19 protein-coding genes are annotated in these 21,729 nt (G+C 48.2%); 11 read left to right on the top strand and 8 right to left on the bottom strand.

Going from position 1 to position 21,729, the window contains the following annotated elements; genetic code table 11:
• Nucleotides 1–45: 45 nt before the first annotated feature.
• The 3 genes from EXU85_RS13050 to EXU85_RS13040 all read right to left on the bottom strand — a co-directional run bounded on the left by EXU85_RS13050 (nucleotide 46) and on the right by EXU85_RS13040 (nucleotide 3,949).
• Nucleotides 46–2,016: a sialate O-acetylesterase gene (locus tag EXU85_RS13050; RefSeq protein WP_142772503.1), complete on the bottom strand. Its 1,971-nt coding sequence runs from the start codon at nucleotides 2,014–2,016 to the stop codon at nucleotides 46–48.
• A gap of 263 nt (nucleotides 2,017–2,279) precedes the next feature.
• Nucleotides 2,280–3,155, bottom strand: coding sequence for a hypothetical protein (locus EXU85_RS13045; RefSeq protein ID WP_142772502.1), 876 nt, complete (start codon nucleotides 3,153–3,155; stop codon nucleotides 2,280–2,282).
• 266 nt (nucleotides 3,156–3,421) lie between these two features.
• Complete coding sequence (locus EXU85_RS13040) at nucleotides 3,422–3,949, bottom strand: DUF2911 domain-containing protein (RefSeq protein WP_142772501.1); 528 nt, start codon at nucleotides 3,947–3,949, stop codon at nucleotides 3,422–3,424.
• Nucleotides 3,950–4,102: 153 nt separating this feature from the next.
• Between EXU85_RS13040 and EXU85_RS13035 the strand changes: the two genes are divergently transcribed.
• On the top strand, nucleotides 4,103–5,908 hold the full coding sequence (locus tag EXU85_RS13035; RefSeq protein WP_142772500.1) for an acyl-CoA dehydrogenase: 1,806 nt from the start codon (nucleotides 4,103–4,105) through the stop codon (nucleotides 5,906–5,908).
• Between the two features lie 100 nt (nucleotides 5,909–6,008).
• Here EXU85_RS13035 and EXU85_RS13030 read toward each other — a convergent pair whose 3' ends face one another.
• Nucleotides 6,009–9,155, bottom strand: coding sequence for a PD-(D/E)XK nuclease family protein (locus tag EXU85_RS13030; RefSeq protein WP_142772499.1), 3,147 nt, complete (start codon nucleotides 9,153–9,155; stop codon nucleotides 6,009–6,011).
• A gap of 198 nt (nucleotides 9,156–9,353) precedes the next feature.
• Nucleotides 9,354–9,962 (bottom strand): GDSL-type esterase/lipase family protein, encoded by a 609-nt coding sequence (locus tag EXU85_RS13025; RefSeq protein ID WP_142772498.1) that lies wholly within the window; start codon nucleotides 9,960–9,962, stop codon nucleotides 9,354–9,356.
• A gap of 900 nt (nucleotides 9,963–10,862) precedes the next feature.
• On the opposite strand from EXU85_RS13025, the gene EXU85_RS13020 reads away from it, so the two are divergent.
• Entirely contained in the window at nucleotides 10,863–11,303 is a 441-nt protein-coding gene (locus EXU85_RS13020; RefSeq protein ID WP_168207784.1) for a YafY family protein, read from the top strand.
• Between the two features lie 42 nt (nucleotides 11,304–11,345).
• Here EXU85_RS13020 and EXU85_RS13015 read toward each other — a convergent pair whose 3' ends face one another.
• The 3 genes from EXU85_RS13015 to EXU85_RS13005 all read right to left on the bottom strand — a co-directional run bounded on the left by EXU85_RS13015 (nucleotide 11,346) and on the right by EXU85_RS13005 (nucleotide 13,160).
• Complete coding sequence (locus EXU85_RS13015) at nucleotides 11,346–12,008, bottom strand: zeta toxin family protein (protein ID WP_246859628.1); 663 nt, start codon at nucleotides 12,006–12,008, stop codon at nucleotides 11,346–11,348.
• 186 nt (nucleotides 12,009–12,194) lie between these two features.
• On the bottom strand, nucleotides 12,195–12,506 hold the full coding sequence (locus tag EXU85_RS13010; RefSeq protein WP_142772495.1) for a hypothetical protein: 312 nt from the start codon (nucleotides 12,504–12,506) through the stop codon (nucleotides 12,195–12,197).
• A gap of 57 nt (nucleotides 12,507–12,563) precedes the next feature.
• Nucleotides 12,564–13,160 carry a tRNA-(ms[2]io[6]A)-hydroxylase gene (locus tag EXU85_RS13005; protein ID WP_142772494.1) on the bottom strand — a complete coding sequence of 199 codons (597 nt, stop codon included), beginning with the start codon at nucleotides 13,158–13,160 and terminating at the stop codon, nucleotides 12,564–12,566.
• Nucleotides 13,161–13,280: 120 nt separating this feature from the next.
• Between EXU85_RS13005 and msrA the strand changes: the two genes are divergently transcribed.
• From msrA to EXU85_RS12960, 9 genes are all read left to right on the top strand, one after another.
• Nucleotides 13,281–13,949, top strand: a complete 669-nt coding sequence (gene msrA, locus EXU85_RS13000) for a peptide-methionine (S)-S-oxide reductase MsrA (RefSeq protein ID WP_142772493.1) — start codon at nucleotides 13,281–13,283, stop codon at nucleotides 13,947–13,949.
• A 225-nt stretch (nucleotides 13,950–14,174) separates the two neighbouring features.
• Nucleotides 14,175–14,870 carry a hypothetical protein gene (locus EXU85_RS12995; RefSeq protein ID WP_142772492.1) on the top strand — a complete coding sequence of 232 codons (696 nt, stop codon included), beginning with the start codon at nucleotides 14,175–14,177 and terminating at the stop codon, nucleotides 14,868–14,870.
• 90 nt (nucleotides 14,871–14,960) lie between these two features.
• Nucleotides 14,961–15,974: a hypothetical protein gene (locus EXU85_RS12990; RefSeq protein WP_142772491.1), complete on the top strand. Its 1,014-nt coding sequence runs from the start codon at nucleotides 14,961–14,963 to the stop codon at nucleotides 15,972–15,974.
• A gap of 95 nt (nucleotides 15,975–16,069) precedes the next feature.
• Nucleotides 16,070–17,116, top strand: a complete 1,047-nt coding sequence (locus EXU85_RS12985; RefSeq protein ID WP_142772490.1) for a hypothetical protein — start codon at nucleotides 16,070–16,072, stop codon at nucleotides 17,114–17,116.
• A gap of 113 nt (nucleotides 17,117–17,229) precedes the next feature.
• Entirely contained in the window at nucleotides 17,230–17,733 is a 504-nt protein-coding gene (locus tag EXU85_RS12980) for a hypothetical protein (protein WP_142772489.1), read from the top strand.
• 72 nt (nucleotides 17,734–17,805) lie between these two features.
• The gene (locus EXU85_RS12975) at nucleotides 17,806–18,501 is read left to right on the top strand and encodes a hypothetical protein (RefSeq protein ID WP_142772488.1); all 696 of its coding nucleotides are present in this window, start codon (nucleotides 17,806–17,808) and stop codon (nucleotides 18,499–18,501) included.
• A complete protein-coding gene (locus EXU85_RS12970) occupies nucleotides 18,455–20,134 on the top strand; it encodes a S8 family peptidase (protein WP_142772487.1) in 1,680 nt (559 codons plus the stop codon). The genes EXU85_RS12975 and EXU85_RS12970 overlap by 47 nt, the downstream gene beginning before the upstream one ends.
• Nucleotides 20,135–20,211: 77 nt before the next feature.
• Complete coding sequence (locus tag EXU85_RS12965) at nucleotides 20,212–20,730, top strand: O-acetyl-ADP-ribose deacetylase (protein ID WP_142772486.1); 519 nt, start codon at nucleotides 20,212–20,214, stop codon at nucleotides 20,728–20,730.
• A gap of 43 nt (nucleotides 20,731–20,773) precedes the next feature.
• Nucleotides 20,774–21,361 (top strand): O-methyltransferase, encoded by a 588-nt coding sequence (locus tag EXU85_RS12960; protein WP_142772485.1) that lies wholly within the window; start codon nucleotides 20,774–20,776, stop codon nucleotides 21,359–21,361.
• Nucleotides 21,362–21,729 lie beyond the last annotated feature (368 nt).

The following is a 21,729-nucleotide window of genomic DNA, read 5'->3' as shown; positions in this document are numbered from 1 at the left end:
ACAGGAATATATATATAACCTGCTCAGCATCAAAGTATAGCTGGCTTACTTTGGATCGGGGAATTTAACCGCTTCCGTGATTCCTTTCCAGGTATCAGTACGAAACGGTATAGCGGGAAACCCTTCTTTGTTGTACAAATTCACTTCACCATTATCATCAGCCCAGCCATAATGGACAGCCACGGGTACGGTTACCGAATCAGCATGAACAACTACTGAATTACCCTGAATTTCAGCTTTGGCGAAGTAAAATTTCTGATCAGCTCCGGCCACTTCAAACCCTTTGAGGTAGCCATATTTATCCTTGGCCAGCAAGCCAGTTCCTATGTTTCGAAACGTCAGCATAGCCCGATTTCCCTCAACAGTCATTTTTTCGAGTTGCGGGCCGCGCGATGCATCGTCGTTTTTCTGGTAGGCAACCCGCATGGCTTCGGCAGCTAAGCGTTTACCCACATCCAGTTTATTTTTCGGATGAATATCCGTCCGTTCGCCAATATCCGACGTAACGGCCATGCCCGTATTCGGCAGTTGAAGCGTCAGGGCTTGTGCTTCCCGTAATTCAGCCCAGGAACTCCCATGCTGACTGTCGCCGTTGGCTGCGTTGAAACTGGCAAGTTGGACAAACAGGAACGGAAAATCGTATCCCCAGCGCTGCCGCCAGTCCTGAATCATCAATGGAAACGCTTTTCGATATTGATAAGCCCGACCTGCGTTTGACTCTCCCTGATACCAGATAGCGCCTTCGATGGCATACGGAATCAGTGGTTTCAGCATGGCGTTAAATAGTAAGGTTGCATAGGTATTCGGGTTACCTCCGGCTGCTAATGCACCCACCCTCGCAATCCGGTACCGCCAATCACCCGCCAGGGGCATATTCAGTTTCGCTGTTGACAAGGTCATGTCGCCCGCTTCGCCTATAAATCCGCCCCCACCGCCCGTGTCATTCACGCGTACGGCAATCACGTTTCGGCCCGGCTTCAATGCCCCATCCGGTAATTTATAGGATCGAGGAGTATTGTAGCTGTTAGTGAATCCTACAAACTGGCCATTCACGAAGGTTGAATCAATATCATCAATTGACCCAAGGCTTAGTTTCGCATTGGTCAAATCAGCATCTGCTGGAATGATCACCTCACGACGAAACCACACAACGCCGTCAAAATTGGGTAAGCCACCCTGAAACTCCCAGGCCTGGGGTAGCTTCATTGTAAGCCATTGACTATCGTTCACCTCTACCTTTGACCATGTTTTTTCTTCGGCTACGGACGGAAGCATCCCACCCTGCTTTTCCTGAAGCAGTTGTTTTAGCCGTTCGTTTTGTTTTTGATCGGTTGCCGAAAAATCGGCAGGCAGATTGGCTACGGCTGGGTTTAGTTCCGGGTCACTTAGCATCGCTTCGCGACTGGTCCAGGTTTCAGAATGTGTACCGCCCCACGATGTATTAATCAAGCCGATGGGCACGTTAAGTTCCTGCTGAAGCTGTTTGGCAAAGAAGTAGCCAACAGCGGTAAATTGGGGAGCGGTTTCGGGTGTACACACACTCCAGTTGCCCAGGATATCGTCTTTCGGGGTTAAACTTACCGCTTTCCGCACCTGCAATTGCCGGATGTTGGGATAGTTGGCCGTCGGAATTTCCGTTTTTGCATTGGCGGCCGCACTCAGCGACCATTCCATATTCGACTGGCCCGAGCAAATCCATACTTCGCCAGTGAGTACATCATCAAGTGTAAGCGTGTTTCTCTTTCCCTTCACAACGAACTGATACGGACCACCCGCTTCCATCGGATCAAGTGTAATCTTCCACTTCCCATCTTTGCCTGCTTTAGCTGTTTTTACCTGAGCGTTTACGGTTACGGTCACTTTTTCGCCTGGATCTGCCCAGCCCCAAACCGGAACCGGTTTCCGACGTTGTAGCACCATATGCGAACCAAACACATTCGGCAAACGAACATCGGCCAGGGCAATATGCGTAATCAGGAGGCCTAGAACAAAAAGATACCGTATCAACCGATTCATGTATATGCAGCGTTAAAATAGAGACTGTCTTAACCTTTCTGTTTGTAGTTGTAGTACCGACTGTCCCGGTCGGCCGTGTATCTAATAGTCTATCACCCGACCGGGACGGTCGGTACTACAACAACGCACAAAAAAAGGCGGCCATCTAAGCCGCCTACTCTTTACTAGATTCATGTAGCCTGTATGAATAGATTAGGAAGTGACCTTTAGTCATACATCCTAGATAATAGATAATACATCTATATACATCTGTTGTTCCTGATCTATTGGATTTTACTTCCCCGGTTTTTACCCTGTATGTCCAGTACATTCGTCTGATGCCGCCGAGTGGCATAGCTATAGCGAAGGGTAACGCCAAAACTCATACCAGTACCCGCACCCTGAAGCTGCGCCTGTTGAGAAGGGGTACGATAAGCTGTATACGTAACATCAGTAGTAACGGCATTGGCAAGTCCCCACAGCTTACGCGCCGAAATGCCCAGATCAAGAGCGTTACTTAACCGGACATTATATTCCACGCCTAATTCAGCCAGGGTGGTCATTTGCGAATTGCTGCGACTCTCGCTGGTTAATTTGAAGGACTCTGGTGCTTCCCACCAGCCCTGATAGCGGTAGCCAGTTACCGAAATACGGTTTTCTTCCTGACCACTGTTTGGTACAACCCACATGCCACCAGTTACCCAAAAGCCTGATCGTAACCAGGGTTTACTGGTCGACAACACCAGGTGTTTACCGCGTAGAACAAACGCATTGCGGTCATTGGTAGAACGAAATGATAAAGGAGGATTCGTGTTACTGATCGCCACCTGCGTATGAATTGGCATACGGGCATAGCCCCCTTCTACAGTCCAGCGTTCGCGGTAAGTCCAGCCGAGCAAAACGCCCCAGCCCAGCTTACCTACCAGATCACTTTCAACCAATCCATTGATGGAATTATCGAGTTGAGCGCGGTCCGTTCGAACAAAGCCATCGAGTGCCACATACCATCGATCCCGAATCTGTGCCCCCCCATATCGAGTCAGCAATCGGTTATATTGTTGGTCCTTTTCGGGTACCCGATAATAGTCCGTAACGCCCTGACCGTAGGTGGGCAGTACGGCTAAGCCGAGCAGTACATACAGTAAGTAGCGTTTCATCATCGGGTATCTGGTTACGTGTTTCGCAAATAACGCGATAAACGTTTGTTTGTTAACTACTTATACCATTTTTTTTCGTTAAAGGTCGATTAAATGATCAAGTAGTCTGTTCATAAGCAAATTCCCAAAAAAAATACTCATAAAAAAACTGGCTTCTAGCCTCAACAGGCTAATAACCAATCTTTTTTTATATAATAAGGCCCAACCTTTTGGGCTGGGCCTTATTATTCATTTTCTGGATAAACGTAGTTGTCTATCAGGCATTAAAATCAACCGTGTTTCATTACGGGAACCGAAATTGTCATATTGTCCCAGGCAATAGCAATACTGCTGTTGGCAGGGGTAATGGTCAATTTTTCGATAGGTGTTTTATTCATAGAAACCGGGACTTTAATTGAAGCCACATCGGTACCTTTGATTTTATCATAGTCATATGCCCCCCATTGACCCAGTGTACTGTTCAGGATTACACTCCACTCTTTTTCGCCTGGAATGGTGAACAGTGTATAGGTACCTGCTTTCACCATTTTGCCGCCAAACATAACATCACTTTTGAAGGTTACCTCGGTAGCTTCATTCGCACCGGTACGCCAAACTTTACCGTATTTTTCTAAACTAGTTGATCCTTCGGCACCAAAAATAACCCGACCTTTCTTCGAGGGTTGACCATACACAACTTTAATGTTTTTGTCCGGGCTTTCGACCGTTACTTTCGGGCTCGCTGGCGCCTTGTCCTGCGCCTTTACCAGCGGTACAATCGCCAGCAGGAGAACGAATACTGCAATTAGGTTTTTCATGTTTGATAGTTAATTTGTTTGATCACCGTATAGTAAACGGTGTAAAGTAAACGATAGTTTTGTGATAGCTGTACAAATAGTGGGCCAAAAGGTGGTATTTTTAGCCCTGTACATCTACAATTTGTGTACCTCCTATTAACCTGACCGCCCCACATGGCAACGACCTATTTTAGCAAACGCAATCTGCATTTTCTGCTGCATGAAGTTTTTAAGGCCGAAGAGCTAACTAAATATGACTACTTCAGTGCCCATGATCGCGAAACCTTTAATCTCGTAATCGACTCGGCCACCTACATTGCCGATACGCTTATGCATCCGTATCTGAAGGAAGTCGACAGAAACCAGCCTGAACTTAAAAACGGCCAGGTTACAGTCCACCCGAAAATAAAGGAATACCTGAAAGCAATGGGCGAAGCCGGACTGATTGGAGCCGGGTTTCCATTTGAACATGGCGGGCAGCAACTCCCCGAAATGATCAGTTCGTGTGTGGGTTTCATTGTGATGGCGGCCAACAATGGCATGATGTACACAGGTCTTACCTCCGGAGCAGCTCACCTGATTACATCCTTCGGCACACCTGAGCTAAGTGAAGCCTATGTACCCAATCTACTGGCGGGTATCTGGCAGGGAACCATGGCACTGACCGAACCCCAGGCGGGTTCGTCCCTATCAGACGTTACCACATCTGCCACTCCACAACCTGACGGAAGTTATAAAATCAGTGGGCAAAAAGTATTTATCTCGGCGGGCGACCATGATGCCGCCGAGAACATTATTCACCTGATGCTGGCGCGGATTGATGGGGCACCCAAGGGCACAAAAGGTATTTCGCTCTTTGTCGTGCCCAAATATCGTCCAGACGGAGCAGGTGGTTATATAGACAATGATGTCACCTCAACGGGGGTATACCACAAAATGGGGCAAAAAGGTGTTCCGGCCATGCACCTAACGATGGGCTCTAACGAGAATACGATTGGGTATCTGGTCGGTCAGCCTCATCAGGGTTTGCCCTATATGTTCCAGATGATGAATGAGGCCCGAATTGGCGTAGGCATGACAGCTGCTGCCATTTCTACGGCGGCTTATTACGCAGCCCTACAGTATGCCAAAGAGCGTCCGCAGAGTCGGCGATTAAACCAGAAAGGCCTCCTGGATTCACCCCAGACGCCCATCATTAACCATCCTGATGTTCGGCGAATGTTATTGTTTCAGAAAGCCGTTACGGAAGGGTCTTTATCATTGCTCCTCGAAGCCGCCCGGCTCTTCGACATTAGCGAGGTAGCCGAAGGAGAAGAAAAAGAAAATGCCTTCCTGATGCTCGATCTGCTAATGCCTGTGGCCAAATCGTACCCGTCTGAAATGGGTGTCCAATCCGTGAGCCAGAGTCTGCAAACGTTTGGTGGATACGGGTTTACGGAAGATTTTCCGGTTGAGCAAATGTACCGCGATATTCGTATCACACCAATTTACGAAGGCACTACGGGTATTCAGGCGCAGGATTTATTGGGTCGAAAAATGACGATGAAAGGCGGTAAGGCGCCACAGTTGCTATTCCAGGAAATCGGTAAAAGTATTGCCGAAGCCTGTACACACGATGACCTGAAAATCTACGCCGACCAACTCACGACTGAGTTGAAACGAACCCAGGAAGTCATGGCGAGTCTGATGCCGTACGCCCAACAGGGCGACATTGAGCGGTATCTTTCCGATGCCACGCTGTTTCTGGAAATGTTCGGTATTGTTGTTGTCGCCTGGCAGTGGCTCAAGCAAGCTGTTGTGGCCAAACAAGCTTTACTGACCCAGAATCCAGCCGATGATGAACTGGCTTTTTACGAAGGTAAGATTCACACCATGAAGTTTTTCTTCCACTACGAAGTTCCAAAAACGCTGGGCTTGGCCGTACGGCTGAAAGACACCGAAGTACTTACGATTGTGAGCGAAAAGGAATTGGCGTTGTAAGAAAAAATGGAACGCTGATGACGCAGATTTTTTAAGATCTAGAATGATAAATCTATATTAATCTTAAAAATCTGCGTCATCAGCGTTCCACTCTTCCAGTTTATCGCCCACAAATCCCTTTAAAATCACAGAACTGGCAGGTTTCGAGTTTGTCGGTCTTCTTAAACGGTTCCGTTTCATCCAGAAGCTGGCGGATCAGTTGCCGTAATAATTCTTCCGAATCGTTGATGTACTGTTCAGGATCATCATTGGTATCGAACCGAACGGGGTTCGTTTTGAAACCACCACTGATATCCCGAAAGGAATAAAATCCTGCTTCAACCGGCAGCCCTCTGGCCGGGAAAATATCCCGTTTGGCTTTATCGCGGGGCAGGCCGCCGTAGTCTCTGATATTCTTGAGGGCCAGATAGCGGTATAACCACAACTGCCTCATTTTTTCTTCCTTACCGTCTTTCAGGAGTTTTTCCGATAGGTCGCTGGGTGTTTTATCGGATAAATCAACCCGTCCTGTTTTATAATCCACGATCCGAATTTGATCGCCAAACTGTTCGATTCGGTCCACTTTACCGGCTATTCGCACCCGAATTTCCTGACCATCAGCCAGGGGTACCATCAGGTAGGTTTCGAGGGTTTGCTCAGTTCCGATAACGGTAAGTCCAGCCAGTTTACTTTGCTCCCGCTGGAAGTCGAGCATGAGTTTCTGCGCCAGTTCGTACAGGAGTAAATTCATTCCCGATTCAATAACCCGACCCTTCATCGACTTCGCAAACTCTTCTTCCAGCAGGTTCTTGATAATCGACTCATCAATAGGCAGGTTTTTCAGCCGATAGTCTTTATCCAGCCGCTCCAGCACCATATGGAGCCAGCTCCCGAACTCGGCGGCCCCCATTTTCTCTTCTATATCTTCCTCCTCGCTAATGTTCACGATCCGGCTGAAATAAAAGCGCATGGAGCAACTCACGAACTGATTCAGGTAAGATGGATACAGGCCTCTTGTTGTTAGTGTATTGATGAGTTCGGCGCGGATAGCATCCGTTTTAGGCACCCGCAAATCCGTCAGATCAGCTACCGTACTAGCACCCGTTCGACCGAAGCGCACTGTGGGGTGGCTGATCCGGATAAGCCCTTTCGAGCGGGGCACCAGTTCATGTTCAATTTGCCGGATAAACCGGCTAGGCTCTCCTTTGCTGTTTCCATAGGCATCGGTAGATGTGGTGTGCAGAAGTACAATCTCGCTCGCCCGTTGCAACAGCCGGTAAAAGTGATAGGCCATTACAGCTTCCTGTTCCCGGTACGTAGGCATGTGCAGTTCAGCAGCAATATCGAATGGGATCAGCGAGTTTAACTTCCGGGATTGCGGCAATACACCTTCATTGACCGACAGTATAATCACCCGGTCGAAGTCCAGCGCCCGTGTTTCGAGCATCCCCATAATTTGCAACTGACTCTTCCCTTCACTCGTAAACGGAATACTCGTTTGCCGAATCAGTTCATACAGAAACTGTCGAAAACTCCGCACGGTAATAGCGGGGTGCTCGGAGCGCGGAGCCGGGGGCAGGGAGCGGGGAGCCATGGGCGCGGAGCGGGTGGAGGGATCGACAGCAGAATCACGGTTCCCGGCTCCCGGCTCCCGGCTCCGCGCTCCCTGCTCTCTGCCCACCGCTACCTGCCCACCCTCCAGTGTTGCTTCGAGTTGTTTAAGGAGCGTAAAGAAGAGGTAGAGATACTCGATCTCGATAGCATCCTGGCTGACCCTGTACACATCGCGCAGTAGCTCGATCAACTCGTAGAAAACGCGAATGGCTTTCATCGGATTCTCGTTGGGCCAACGGGTAAATAATACCCGAATGAGCGGATCATCCTGCCCTAACTCCCTCATTTCCTTTTCGGTGAGGTACACGCGCTGATCTTTCACGATCACCTTCGCTATCCACTGGAACAACGGTTCTGGCGGTAATACCTCTCCCGATTCCAGAAATTCACCAGGCCACATAAGTTCCCGAATGCGCTCATACTGCTTTACAAACGGATGATTCAGCACCTTTACTACATGGCGGTGATGGTATTTGGGAATCCGCAGATCACGCCCATCCTTTGTTCTGAATTCGTGCACTGTCCGTTGCATCTCGAACAGGGTATCGACCAGGGTAAACAACAACGACGATCGCAGCGACAAGCCCATTGTGACGTTCAGATCGGTCACGTTTTCGTCAAGAGCATATAACACCGGAATCAATAACGTCTCATCAGCCAGCACAATAGCGGTTTTGGGGCGCGGGGCAGGGGGGGCGGAGTGCGGAGATGACGCATCCCCTACTCCCTGCTCCGCGCTCCATGCCCTCTGCCAATCGCTATAAATCTTTCCGGCCACTTTTGCCTGCATGCTTGCGTTTGGCACGCCAACAATCCGTATATTTTTCTCCGTACCCAGCAGATTGTTCGATTGTTGGGCCAGATCTTCCTGGTTTTGTTTTGAGAAAAACCAGCCATTATCCCGGTATCGGCGGAGAAATTCACCCGCTTCCTGTCCCCAATCGCGGATATAATATTGGTCAGCATCCCAGATAAGCTCCGCTTTCTGGGCATCGACCAGCACCCGGATAATATGTTCTTCAGCGCGGCTAAGGGCATTAAAGCCCACAAAATACACCCGTTCATAGGCCAGATTGTCTCGAATCAGGGGCTCTACATCCTGGGCGAGCAATCGGTATGCCATTCCCCGATACGCTAATCTCTGTTCGGTCAGGCGTTGATGCAGGGCGTTGTAAGCCGTGTGTAAGTTTTCGAACAGTTTGAAATAGCGAGCTGTTCCGGGGGTTTCTACAATTGGCTGCGCAGATGAAGGCCGATCAACCTGCCAACGCTCAAGCGTTTTAGCGGCTGTCAGGTAACTGAAGAGTTCAGTTGGACTAATAAGGTATTGATCAATACGATCGAAGTCGGCCAGTAGCACCGACGCCCAACCAATAAATTGCTCAAATTCAACCAGAGGGTCTATTTCCTTAAAAACATCATAGAGTTCAAACAGCAAACTAACCGAATCAATGAGCTGTACACCAGCAGCCTGCGTAATAAAATCATCGACCGCCAGTGCATGAGGAGCCAGAAACGGTCTGTCAGAACAAGCCGCTAATTCGTCCAGAAACACCGATACAGCCCGGCGTGTGGGCAAAATCACCCATACGTCGCTCAGGCTGGGGCCGTGCTGGTCAAAAATTTTATGTGCCGTTTGTTGAAGAAAAGTCATGAGCCGGTGAGTATAGAATCGGACTGTAAAGATAACCCTCCCACTCACCACAACAGCCCAGGCAGGTAGATAATTACCAAACTTATCCAGCAAAAAACCTATCAGCAAAGCGCACTTCCGAAAAATCTGGCAGGGTAAATAACGGGAATGCACCAGGATCGCACCTTCAAAAGGGCAAGTCCAGATACAACTCAGTCACTAAATCTGGTACTTCTGTAAAATCCGTATAGCTTCAGCGGCCCAGATACGGTAGGCAGATTCTGTTAAATGAACCCCATCGGTAGTATATTCTGCTTGTAACTGCACGGAGTCGGACAGCAACGAATTCAAGTCAATAAAATCAATATTTTTTTCACCACAAAAGGCCTTAAGTTTCTCATTCAGGCTAGTTACCTGGGTATTAATAGCCCTCCAATCGCTTCGCCAGGGATATTTTTTTGCTGCTTGTGGAGAAATACAAACCAAAGAGGTGATGACAAGAATCAACTGTTTTGATTGAAATACGGTAGCCATTTCCTGGTATTCAGCCAAAAGAGTATCCGCATCAGACGGAGGCAAGTCATTTATACCTCCCTCAATAAACGCAATCCTCGCTGTCGTATCTGCTAACTGTTTCAGGCGTGCATGAATTTGGCTTAGCGTTTCGCCACCTATGCCCCGGTTAATGAAATCGCTCCGGTTCAATAACTCCTTCCAGTTCCCCATGCGAATGAGTGAGTCACCAATCAGAATAATAGACGGGTTTTTCGGTTCGGGATTAAGTTGTCTAACCAGGTAAGCAAGTACCTTCTTTACGAATGGCTTCATGGATCAAAAACCAAAGATACCCAAATCACCTAAAGTTTATTTTTCCCTTAAGTATACAGCTATACCTATGTGGACGCTTCAGTGAGGTTGTGGACGCTTCAGTGAGGTAGATCAACGCCTACTACACTGACCTACGGGATAAATAAAGCCCCATACCCGTAAAAATAAGAGAAACCAGGAAGCACAGTAAGGTATATCGGCTCCTGAATGGGATAAACAGTACGCTAACCATCAGGAGTGTGGATATCAGAAGGGATATAATACTAAGCGTGCGAAAAAGCTTACTCTTCATACTGGGATCGAGGTTAAATCTTCCCCTGCACCTATTTGATAAAACCGCTTACCACAGGCTGTGCAATGATAGGCTTTGCTTTGAACGATTTTTAGCAGTTTAGGGCGAGCTACCCGGTCAGGATGTGGATTGCCACAAACGGGGCATCTCTTTGTAAAACTAATTGTCCGGTAGAGGTAAACCAGGATCAAAAGTAAAACAATACCCCCTACTGCGAGGAGGATGAGAAGTAGAGAAGTCATGAGTGAGTGAGTTACGGGGTACTAAAAACAAGCCTGACAAGGCCAGAAGCTTGATTTTAGTACCCAAAGTTACCCTTTCATCTTATGGCAAAGCCTCAATCCGAAAAAATTTAACAAACTATTAATTAAGTGGCTAACCCATGCCCAAAATGGTCAACTAAATCTAAAAAACACTATAACCATTAGTCGCCTATAGTAGGCATACGGGTATAACTATGAATTCACTTCTAAACGATAGACTATATACGTGACTAGACATAACAAGCCAAGTTAGCCTACGATTAAACGAGTTGACGCGCTCCCCCACATTGTCTGCTTTCGTGATTTCAATTCCTATCTGGTACGACGATTATCAATTTCAGGTATGTGGTGGGCTGGCAGCTCGACTACCAGAAAATCCGGGTGTTTGGTCTGGACCGGATCATGGCCCATTCGTTCCAGATCATTGATGTCCTGTGTGATCCGCCCGCTTTCGATGCCGATGTCTATTTTCGGCAGGCATTGGGCGTAGCTGCTTACGACGATCCTGCCGAAGAGGTCATTCTGTCATTTACCCGCCAGCAGGGACTTCATTTTCGGGCGCAACCATTTTATCCGTTTCAGGAAGAAGACATCCTGATCGATACGGAAGCCGAGTTTCGGGTAAAACTGACGATTATCGTCAATAAAGAACTGGTATTTGAACTGGCCCGCTTAGGCGATTCGGTGAAGGTGATTTCTCCCCAAACAGTAGTAGAAGAGCTAACGAGTTTCTTCCGGCAGGCATTGAAACAGTATCAAGGCAGTAGTACCGAACGTTCCGGTTAGGTGAGTAACTCTTAACTAGACGCCCGACCGAGACGGTCGGTACTACACGCTAAACAGCTGAACAAACGCATCAATCTGTTTGAGGTAATCATCGTTTGTTTCGTTACGCGTTTGCGCTAGTTCCAGGAGAGCAAGCCATTGCTGATGGTAAAATATCTGATCGAAAATAGGCTGGCGAAGTCGGTCAAACTCCCTGTTAAAATTTGCAGGCTCAAGCTGATCGCCCGTTCGCTCCAATCCCATGGTAAGTTGCCCATCGGGCTGGCGCGTATACACAACAATCCGGTCGAACAGTTTCTCGTCTTCAGCTTTAGCGAGATTGAGTGGAATCTGGCGATACGCTTCATCGTGAACAGCAATTGGTGAGAACCGACCAACACCTGTACGCTGTTTATCGCTTTCAAATCGCTGAAATACGCCTAACAGGCTATCCTGGCGGTGGATGGCTAACGCATGGGCTTCGCACCGAAAACCGGCCTGTTTAATTTCCTGTGCTGTTCGTTCGATAACGGCGTAGGTACGCATGGTGCCTTCAATGATGAAATTGCAGCGCAAGCGCAGGCATTCAGCTTTGAGGTATTCGACTAAGGTGTTGGAGAAAGGTTGTGTGTATTTAGGAGCATCCTGGCCGTATTCTTCATTTAGCTCTGTCGCCCTCGGGTGATACTGCCGATATTCATCACCATTGATAGCAACGAATTTAATCGTTGGATTTTCCCGCTGTATGTAATCAAAGAGGCTCGTCTTGCCTGAAGCTGGCTAACCGCCAAGAAGTATACCGAATGGTTGCTGATCTGTATAAATGAAATCACTAGAAAAATATCGTTGATACAGCCGTCTTTTAGCTCTTTCTAGTTCTTTGTCTGAAAACTCATGTAATTCCATTTTGTACTATACTAATGACTTAAGAGTTTTCAACCGTCCCTTAATATAAGGAGCATACTGGGTATTTACCTTTTCTATTAATTCTGCTTTATTCTCACCCTGATAGATTTGATCAATTTCAGCCTGCAAAAACATAATCCGCTGATTATGATATTGGTAATCCGCATTATTTTGTACCTGATAGCTATCTTCATCAAAGCCAACGCTCTCAAAAGCATCCAAAACACTGATCAACAATCGGTTCTGCTCGGCAATCATCTTGCCGATAATTTCAATCGCTACGTCGTCTTTAATCCAGGGCAGTACCTTCATATCCATAGTAACGGTCGTTTTACTGATAACTACCAAATGTAACGAAAAAAGTAATTCAGTCTATCAATGCATTCGATCGCTCCGAACGTCCAGACTGGCCATAATGTCGGCTTCGATGGCCAGAAATTCTTTCCACCGCTCCCGAACCCGTTTGGCGGGTAAATAAGTCTCGGCGAGTTCGATAAAGGTGCGGTAATGACCCGCTTCCGAAATCATCAGCTCCCGATAAAACTTCTGTAAGCTTTCATCGGCGAGGTGTTCTGAGAGGAGTTTGAAGCGTTCGCAACTACGGGCCTCAACGAGAGCATTGATGAGCAGATTGTCCATCATCTGCCCCTGCTGATCGCCACTGGTTCGACGGATGCGGGTGCGGAGTTGATTCACGTACTCATCCTTCCGCTGACGACCCAGCGGAATATTCCGCTTCTTCAACTCTTTAAGCACCCGCTGAAAATGACCCCACTCTTCGGTCACGATGGGCGTCAGCACCTCCACCAGTTTCACTTTGTCGGTGTACATGACAATGAGCGAGATGCAGGACGAAGCCGCTTTCTGTTCGCACCAGGCATGGTCGATCAGAATCTCGCCAATATTCATTTCGGCAATATTGACCCAGCGCGGGTCGGTCGGCAATTCAAGTCCTAACGTAGTAAGCGACATAAGTCGAAAGTCAATGATCGATAGTTGGCAGTCAGTAAGCAAAGATACAAACGAGGGTGTAATGAGAAGTAGACAACCCAAACCGGGCGTTTTGTGTTATTGAGCTATAGAACCCGATTCATGAAACGGCTTATCCTAATTTCGCTACTCTTTTTTTCTGTAGGCCTGCCGATAGGTTGCAACCAACAACCCGCCGAGAAAACCCCAACGGTTATCGACATTAACCCCGCAAAACTGCCTACGCTACGTACTGGCGAAGCGGTAGCCACAGTAGCGGGAGGCTGTTTCTGGGCCGTACAGGAAGAAATGAAATCGCTGAAAGGCGTTCGGGTAGCGATTTCCGGTTACGCCGGTGGCGATCTGGATTACCCGACCTATGAGCAGGTCGGTACGGATCAAACGGGGCATGCCGAGACGGTCCAGATTTATTACGATCCGAAGGTGATTTCTTACGATGTGTTGCTCGATGCGTTCTTTGCCGGACATGATGCTACCCAGTTGAACCGGCAAGGGCCTGATATTGGCAAGCATTACCGTTCGGCAATTTTCTACCGCACGCCCGGAGAGAAAGCCCGCATCGACGCAGCCATTCGTCGCGAGAATGCCTCTGGCCACCATAAAGTCCCGGTGGTTACGCAGGTAGCACCATTCAAGGCATTCTATCCCGCAGAGGTCTATCATCAGGATTACTACCAGCATAATTTCTATAACAACCTGTATATTCAACTCGTATCCAAAGCAAAAGTGGAGAAGTTTCGGGAGCAGATGGAGGGGAGGTTGAAAGACTAGAGGTTTGATGTTCGTAGTTTGAGGTTTGACGTTGCTGCCGCATGGGTAAACCTCAAACCTCAAACTACGAACATCAAACCTCCTCTGGTAACATTCGGCCCGCCCTACAACAAGTTGTCAAGTCCCGCAACCGTTCGGCCAAATCTGATATTGTGGGATTGATGCGAACCTCGTAACATTGTTCAGTATTTCACGCACGGGTATTCCCGCAACTGATAAATAACTATGCCAGAACCTGATAAATCAATTGGTCGTAAAATTCTGAGTTTCTTCGTCAAAGAGGAAGAACCCGGAGTCGCTACCGGAACTTCGCCCGCACCGGCGTCGACGGCACCGCGTCCTGCAAGTGCATCGCCCGCACCAACGCCGACGCCTACTATAACGGCGGCACCCGCAGGCGCTGTCGATTCAAAGTTTGCAGAGCATTTTGCGAATGTACTGGCGCAGAACAACCCGCCCGGCCCCGACTATTTTGAGTTTCGCGAAACGCTGCGAAGTCTCACGAACCTCGACCTGCCCGAAGACAAACAGTATCAGGCAGCCTGGGCTAGTTTCAAGGCACTTGGCGGAAGTACGGACATGGCCGCTTTGACCAACACCGCGAATCAGTATATTGCAGCACTGAACAAAGACCGTGATGCCTTTGGCAAAAGTGTCGAGGCTGCCTTAGCTGAGCGAGTGGGTGGTTTACAGAACGAACAGAAGCGACTGCAAACCGAAAACGAAGCCCTCACCAAACAGCTGGCAGAGATTCAGAAACAGATCGACGCCAACACAAACCGACTATCGGCCATTGGTGGCGAAGTCAATGAGCAAAGTGCGAAAATCACGCAGAACAAGCAGAACTACGAGACAACCTTCGCGCATTTTACCGATCAAATCAAAGGCGACATCGCCAAAATGGGTCAATATTTGAAATAAGTCTGAAGTTTGTAGTTTAAGGTTTGACGTTGCTGACGCATGGGTAAACCTCAAACTGAAAACTTCGAACCTCAAACTAAAAACTAACAAATGGCAACACCTGATTTTTCTCAACTTGGCGGCAATACGGACGTAGAGAAGCGTTCGTTCTGGAGCCGCCCCGAAGGTATTCTGGGCATGATCACGCTGGCTGGTGTGGCTGGCTTCGGCCTGGTTTACTTCAACCGAATTATCGAGTTCCTGATACGGGCTACGTCGAACATCCTCGAACTGGCGCTGCTCCTGGGCGCACTGGGTGTGCTGATCTTTCTGTTCACCAGTAAAGACGTTCGGACGGCCATATTCTTCCTGTTTAAGACGCTGATGCGTAGCATTACGGGAACGGTGATCCAACTGAACCCGATCGCCATCATGAAAATCTACATTCAGGATTTGCGGGAGAAGCGCGAAAAAATGCAGGGGCAGATCAATATTCTGGCCGGTCAACTGGTGAAGCTGAACAAGAAAATCACGGAGAACAACGACACGATCAAACAGAAGTTTGCCGAAGCGAACAAAGCAAATTCTCTGAGCGATAAACCCGGCATGCGCGAAGCGGCTCAGCTCGCTACCATTGAAGGCGCGGGCTTGCAGGAAATGAACGAAAAACTCCTGCCACTTCAACGGAATATGAAAAACGTGCTGGCATTCATGGAAAAAGTGAACCAGAGCGCCGATTACATCATCAAGGAAACCGAAATCAAAGTTCGGCTCAAGGAAACTGAATACCAGATCGTTAAAGATAGCTCCAATGCCCTTAAAACGGCCGTAAGCATCTTCAAAGGCGATCCCGACAAGAAGTTCTACTTCGATCAGTCGATGGAATACATTCAGGACGATATGAGCATGAAACTCGGTGAAATGAAACGCGCCATGGATCTGTCGATGGACTTCATCAATGGGGTCGATATTCAGAACGGTATCCTGTCCGACAAAGGCGAGGCTCTGCTCGAAGCCTACAACAAAGGCGAGTTCAAGATCGTCCAGTTGGATGCACCAGCACAACCGCTCAACCTCGGCCCTGCCCCGCAGAAAGACGCGGGGTATAAGAATTTGCTTGATTAAAAGAAGTTTGAGGTTTGACATTTGAAGTCTGTAGTTTTTCAAACTCGAACGTTAAACCTCAAACTATAAACCACAAACTTCAAACTCAAACCTATATGCAACGCTTAACCGTAGCCGGTCGGCTGCTTATCACGGCCGTTATTTTGGCTGGCATTTTCTTCGCATTCCGCTACTTCGGCGGTAACGAAGCCCTGCGCAAACTCGCGCCTAAAGACAAAGAAGCTACAGAGTCGCAAACGCTGCCCAGTGGCGACGATAAAACAACAGAGCCAGCAGCCGAGGAATCGACAGCCTCTTCATCTGGCGCATCAGATGAAGCAACGAGTACGCAGGCTAGCCCAGCCTTCACCTACACGGCACCAGAACCCCAAAATGGCGTACTGAAAGGTGTAGTTGAGATGGGTGCCAGTGGCTTTAACTCGTTCATTGTTCGTATTGACGATCAGAAACGCTGGAAACTCGAAAAAGCCGAGTTTGGCAACAGCCTGGTCATCGAAAATATGGCTACCGATAATGACATTCGCACCGGCTTGAAAACCTATATTGGTAAAATGCTCGACTTTGGTGTTGGCGGACGCAATATTCAGTTTGTGGTCAGTTCGGGGGCTGTGAAAGCAGAAGGTACGCAGAAGATCATTCGTGTCCTGAAATCACTTAACTATGTAGTGAATACCGTTACACCCGAGCAGGAAGGTTCGTTGGGACTGCGCGCGGTTCTTCCTACGGAGTATTACGATAACTCATTCGTAACAGACATTGGATCAGGCAACACAAAGATTTCCTGGAAAGAAGGTGGTTCGACTAAAGCACTGGAAACGTATGGGGCTAAATATTTCCAGGAAGGGACAAGTGATGACGTTGTTGCTTCTGACGTAAAAGCCAAAGCGAAACAAATCCCAACCGACCATCGGAAAACCTGTTTCATTATCGGTGGTGTTCCTTTTGAACTGGCTAAAAGCGTTCGGAAAGGCAAGGAGCGCTATACGGTTCTCGATGCACCATCGGCCTACAAACTCGAAAACGCCAAATCCAAAGCAGGCCTGAATATTTACAAGTCGATTGCCGAAGCTACTGGCTGCAATCAATTCGTATTCGACTGGGACGCTAACTTCACCATCGGCTATTTGTTGACGCTTAAATAAACGGAGAAAAGGGAGAAAGGAGGAGAGGGAAGAAAGGAGGAGAGAAAGTGATGTAAATCAGCCCTCTCGCCCTTCCTCCCTCTCCTCCTTTCTCCCCTTCTTCCCTCTCATCCATGACCCTCCGCGACGTTTTTGCTTCTCTCTCAGGTCACCCTGGTTTGCTGTTTATTCTTCTGGCAGCGATACCCACGCTAGCTTTTTTGGTAAACCTATGGTCGGGCGATACAGCGGAGGAAATCATTAAGTGGAAGTACGCCTATGCCACCTTAGTGTATCTGGCCTGCATTCCAGGCATTTTTGCCGTCACCCTCAATATTTATCTATTTCTCTTTGAACGGCAGAGCATCTGGGACATGAATCTGGCGTTGCAGGTGTTGCCTATTTTAACGATGATTGGCACACTGTTCCTGATTCGCCGAAAAATACCGTTCAACTACATTCCTGGCTTCGGCAAACTATCTAGTTTTCTGACAATCATTGCCGCCGTTATGGGCATTATGTGGTTCATTGATCGAACCCGCATCTATGCCATTACCTACGTTCCCTTCACCTACATCGTAGTAGGATTCATTGCCCTCCTGCTAATTATCCGTTTCGCCTGGAGCCGGATTTTTTGAGCCTCTCTAATCGGCAGGGTTGCCTACTGCTGGCTGACTTCATATCTTCGGAAATCCAACTTCCGTTGACTTATGCGTTTTCAGCAATTTACCTGGGCAGCCCTATTACACTCCCTCCTACTTTCTGGATGCCAATCCAGCATAAACGAGTCTCTTGCTTCAGATGATGAATACATGCCCCTTGAGACGGGCCGGTATATTATTTACGACGTAGAGGAGAAACGTTACTCATTGAGCAGCGCCCCTATTCTGCTCACGTATCAGCTAAAGGAAACCATTGGTGCATCCTATACCGACGTTACCGGCCAACCCGCGTACCGGTTACTACGGTATCGGCGCATGTCAGACAACCAACTGTGGCAGGCCGATTCTGTCTGGTCGGCCCGTAAAGTCAATAATGAAATTATTCGCACTGAAAACGGCAGGGATTTTGTTCAGCTACTAGTTCCGGTTAGTAACCAGTTGAGCTGGGATGGCAACCGGTTCAATACACTTGGCTCAGATACGTACACAGCACGCAACGTAGGAGAGATTTATCGCGTACAGGGTAAACAGTTCGACCAGACTGTGACCGTAGTAGGGCAGACTGATTCAACACTGATTTCACAGACTAAAAACATAGCGGTTTATGCCCGGCAGGTTGGGTTGATTTATAAGGAGCGGGTCAATTTCCAATTTTGTATAGCTACTCCAGCCTGCCTGGGACATAACCAGATCGATTATGGCACTCAACAAGTATACCGCATCCGGGCTCTTGGAAAAGAGTAAGACTTTCTGCTTTGTACTCCTGTTGGTGCTTAGCCAATTCAGCAGTTTTGGTCAGGTTACCCGCAAATATCTGGTACTGTTGCGCGATAAGGCCAACACGCCTTACAGCATAAGTAAACCCGAACAATTTTTATCCCAGCGTTCTATTCTACGTCGGCAAAAACAAAACATTCCTGTACTGGAACGCGATCTTCCCGTTAATCCAGCTTATCTGACCCAGCTTCAACAGGCAGGGGGGAAAATCTGGTTTTCATCACGCTGGATGAATGCGGTGTTGGTTGAAGCCAGCGACGCCACGATTGCCACTATCCAAAACCTCTCTATCGTAAAAGGCCTCGAATTCGGCAGGTCACTGGCCAACGCCCGCATCAGTGTAACAGAAACCCAAACCACGACAACTTACACGGCTGATCGTTTCGGCAAGTTTGGTACGGTTGACAATCCACCCCTTAATTATGGCAGCTCACAAGATCAAGTTACGCAACTGGGTGCCGATAAAATGCACCAGCAGGGTTATCATGGCGAAGGGATGCTCATTGGTGTGTTGGATTCAGGTTTTCTGAATGCGAATAAAGTAGCTTACTTAAAACCAGTATTCGCCGAAAATAGGGTGCTGGCTACCTACGATTTTGTCAAGAAAGAAACCAGTGTGTATGAAGATGACTGGCACGGTTTATCCTGTTTGTCGACTATTGCGGCTACAGCCGATAATCAACTGTATGGAACCGCCTATAAAGCTTCCTTTATTCTGCTTCGCACTGAGGATGTAAACAGTGAAAAACAAATCGAAGAAGCTAACTGGCTATTCGGAGCCGAATACGCCGACAGCGCAGGCGTAGATGTTATCAGCTCATCGTTAGGCTATACGGAGTTCGATGATGCATCAACGAGCTACACCTACCAGAATATGGACGGCAAAACAACGCTCTGTAGCCGTGCCGCCCAAATTGCCACCGAAACCGGCATGGTCGTCGTTGTGGCCGCTGGTAATGAGGGTAGTAGTGCCTGGCATTACCTATCGGCCCCATCCGATGCGGCATCGGTTCTGGCCGTTGCTGCCGTTACACAAACAGGAACACGCGCGTCGTTCAGTTCATTTGGTCCCTCGGCCGATGGTCGTGTCAAACCTGATTTGGCCGCACGGGGCCAGGGCACCGTAATCGGCATTCCAAACGGACTGATCGCAACAGGCGATGGGACCTCATTTGCGACTCCCCTGCTCGCAGGTTTAGCCACCGGTTTCTGGCAGGCGCACCCTCGCCTGACAGCGGCTCAGGTAACAACAGCATTACGTCGGTCGGGAAGTCAATCTGGTACTCCTGACGATCAACTTGGCTACGGCATTCCAAATTTTGAGCGGGCATCATCTGTTACCGATTCGTATGGGCCCTTTTTAATTTACCCGAATCCATTTACTGATAGTCAATCGGTTATTGTTCAGTGGAGCGAACTTGAAGCGAATACCCCCTTTGATGCAACATTAAGTAATGCCGCAGGGCGTACTATCTGGCAGAATCAGTATACCGGTTTGCCTTCATTCGTTTTACCCAATCTGAATTTATCCGCGGGTGTCTACTTCATGACACTGGTTGCTGGTGATAAGAAAAAGACGATGAAGCTGGTGAAACAGTGAGCAGAGATTTATGGTTTTCGGTATACGGTTTTCGGTGGGCAGCCCACCGAAAACCGTATACCGAAAACCGAAACCCCATGGCAACAATTCAGGTTATTCTGGGTGATATTACCAAACAGGCAGTCGATGCGATTGTCAACGCGGCCAATACAAGTTTACTGGGTGGCGGAGGTGTCGATGGGGCTATTCACCGGGCAGCCGGTCCTGAACTGGTAGCTGAGTGTCGTAGGCTAAACGGCTGTAAAACGGGCGATGCCAAGATCACGAAAGGGTATCGGTTACCCGCTAAACATGTCATTCATGCCGTTGGCCCTGTATGGCGAGGGGGCCGGCAGAATGAGACCGAGTTGCTAGCAAGTTGCTACCGTCGGTCATTGGAAATTGCTGCCGAGAATAAGTTGATCAGCCTTGCGTTTCCGAATATCAGTACAGGCATTTACGGCTACCCCAAAGACAAAGCGGCTGAGGTTGCTATTAGCACTGTTCTCCAAATCCGGGAAGAACTAACCTCGGTTGAAACAATCTTGTTTGTATGTTTTGAGGCCGATAATTTTGCACTCTATGACCAGAAGCTACACGCACACAAGGCCAATTAGCACTTACTGGTGAACGGTTTATCGGTAGACCACGTGAATGTCCATGGATCAGACACAGATAAGCTTACTTCAGGAGCTAGAGAAATTTGGCAAGGAAAATGACAGTCAGGCAACTCGTCAGGATGAGCGAATGCTCAATATCACAGCGGATACAGGCGCTTTTCTTGCCCTTCTGATCAAAGCAACTCAGGCACAAAAGGTTCTCGAAATTGGCACTTCCAACGGCTACTCAACCATCTGGCTGGCCGATGCAGTACACCCTACAGGTGGGCACGTAACTACAATTGAGATGAATGAACGTAAAGCCATTCGGGCGAGGGAGAATTTTCGGCTGGCTAACGTAGAGCAATCAATCACCCTTATAGTTGATCAGGCAGATGAGTACTTACCCTCCTGTAATCCACACTCTTTTGATTTTATTTTTCTCGACTCAGAACGCAGCCACTATACTGAGTGGTGGCCATTGGTCAACACAATTTTAAAACCAGGCGGCCTGATAGCAGTTGATAATGCCGTTTCACATCAGGCAGAGCTGGTCGCATTTACCGAACTAGTGCAACAAACGCCAGGTATGGATACTGTTTTAGTGCCAATCGGAAAAGGGGAATTACTAATTTGGAAACAGCGGTAGACTGGAACCCATTCCACTGAAAATTCACGTCGTAGTCAATGATTCGGTCAACTCTATAGTTAATCTGATACCTGATCATCACAAAAAAGCAGCCTCGCAAGATGGAGACTGCTTTCCTTAACAATTAACTATTACTTAAATCCAGTGACATTCACATCTTGTCAGTTCCTATTGGAGCAGTACCTATATATTGGTGTCTCGTTGAGTCAATCAGTTGTTGAGAGCCGTTAGTCAAAATCTGTTAGGTGCACATAGGAGTTTTCTCCCTTGGCAGGTATAAACTAGCGTTCGGCAACGCGTAAATCCTACCCGGAATGAGTATCGAACTGCTTTGGGTGAGCAAATGGCCAGTTGTGGAAAGGATTGGA

This window comes from Spirosoma sp. KCTC 42546, assembly GCF_006965485.1.
Classification (GTDB): domain Bacteria; phylum Bacteroidota; class Bacteroidia; order Cytophagales; family Spirosomataceae; genus Spirosoma.
This window is presented reverse-complemented; position numbering and strand designations above follow the sequence as displayed.

Excerpts from the sequence above, each read along its gene's own strand:
- EXU85_RS13050 (WP_142772503.1), bottom strand. The coding sequence starts at position 2,016 with ATGAATCGGTTGATACGGTATCTTTTTGTTCTAGGCCTCCTGATTACG.
- EXU85_RS13045 (WP_142772502.1), bottom strand. The coding sequence starts at position 3,155 with ATGATGAAACGCTACTTACTGTATGTACTGCTCGGCTTAGCCGTACTG.
- EXU85_RS13040 (WP_142772501.1), bottom strand. The coding sequence starts at position 3,949 with ATGAAAAACCTAATTGCAGTATTCGTTCTCCTGCTGGCGATTGTACCG.
- EXU85_RS13035 (WP_142772500.1), top strand. The coding sequence starts at position 4,103 with ATGGCAACGACCTATTTTAGCAAACGCAATCTGCATTTTCTGCTGCAT.
- EXU85_RS13030 (WP_142772499.1), bottom strand. The coding sequence starts at position 9,155 with ATGACTTTTCTTCAACAAACGGCACATAAAATTTTTGACCAGCACGGC.
- EXU85_RS13025 (WP_142772498.1), bottom strand. The coding sequence starts at position 9,962 with ATGAAGCCATTCGTAAAGAAGGTACTTGCTTACCTGGTTAGACAACTT.
- EXU85_RS13010 (WP_142772495.1), bottom strand. The coding sequence starts at position 12,506 with ATGGATATGAAGGTACTGCCCTGGATTAAAGACGACGTAGCGATTGAA.
- EXU85_RS13005 (WP_142772494.1), bottom strand. The coding sequence starts at position 13,160 with ATGTCGCTTACTACGTTAGGACTTGAATTGCCGACCGACCCGCGCTGG.
- msrA (WP_142772493.1), top strand. The coding sequence starts at position 13,281 with ATGAAACGGCTTATCCTAATTTCGCTACTCTTTTTTTCTGTAGGCCTG.
- EXU85_RS12995 (WP_142772492.1), top strand. The coding sequence starts at position 14,175 with ATGCCAGAACCTGATAAATCAATTGGTCGTAAAATTCTGAGTTTCTTC.
- EXU85_RS12990 (WP_142772491.1), top strand. The coding sequence starts at position 14,961 with ATGGCAACACCTGATTTTTCTCAACTTGGCGGCAATACGGACGTAGAG.
- EXU85_RS12985 (WP_142772490.1), top strand. The coding sequence starts at position 16,070 with ATGCAACGCTTAACCGTAGCCGGTCGGCTGCTTATCACGGCCGTTATT.
- EXU85_RS12980 (WP_142772489.1), top strand. The coding sequence starts at position 17,230 with ATGACCCTCCGCGACGTTTTTGCTTCTCTCTCAGGTCACCCTGGTTTG.
- EXU85_RS12975 (WP_142772488.1), top strand. The coding sequence starts at position 17,806 with ATGCGTTTTCAGCAATTTACCTGGGCAGCCCTATTACACTCCCTCCTA.
- EXU85_RS12970 (WP_142772487.1), top strand. The coding sequence starts at position 18,455 with ATGGCACTCAACAAGTATACCGCATCCGGGCTCTTGGAAAAGAGTAAG.
- EXU85_RS12965 (WP_142772486.1), top strand. The coding sequence starts at position 20,212 with ATGGCAACAATTCAGGTTATTCTGGGTGATATTACCAAACAGGCAGTC.
- EXU85_RS12960 (WP_142772485.1), top strand. The coding sequence starts at position 20,774 with ATGGATCAGACACAGATAAGCTTACTTCAGGAGCTAGAGAAATTTGGC.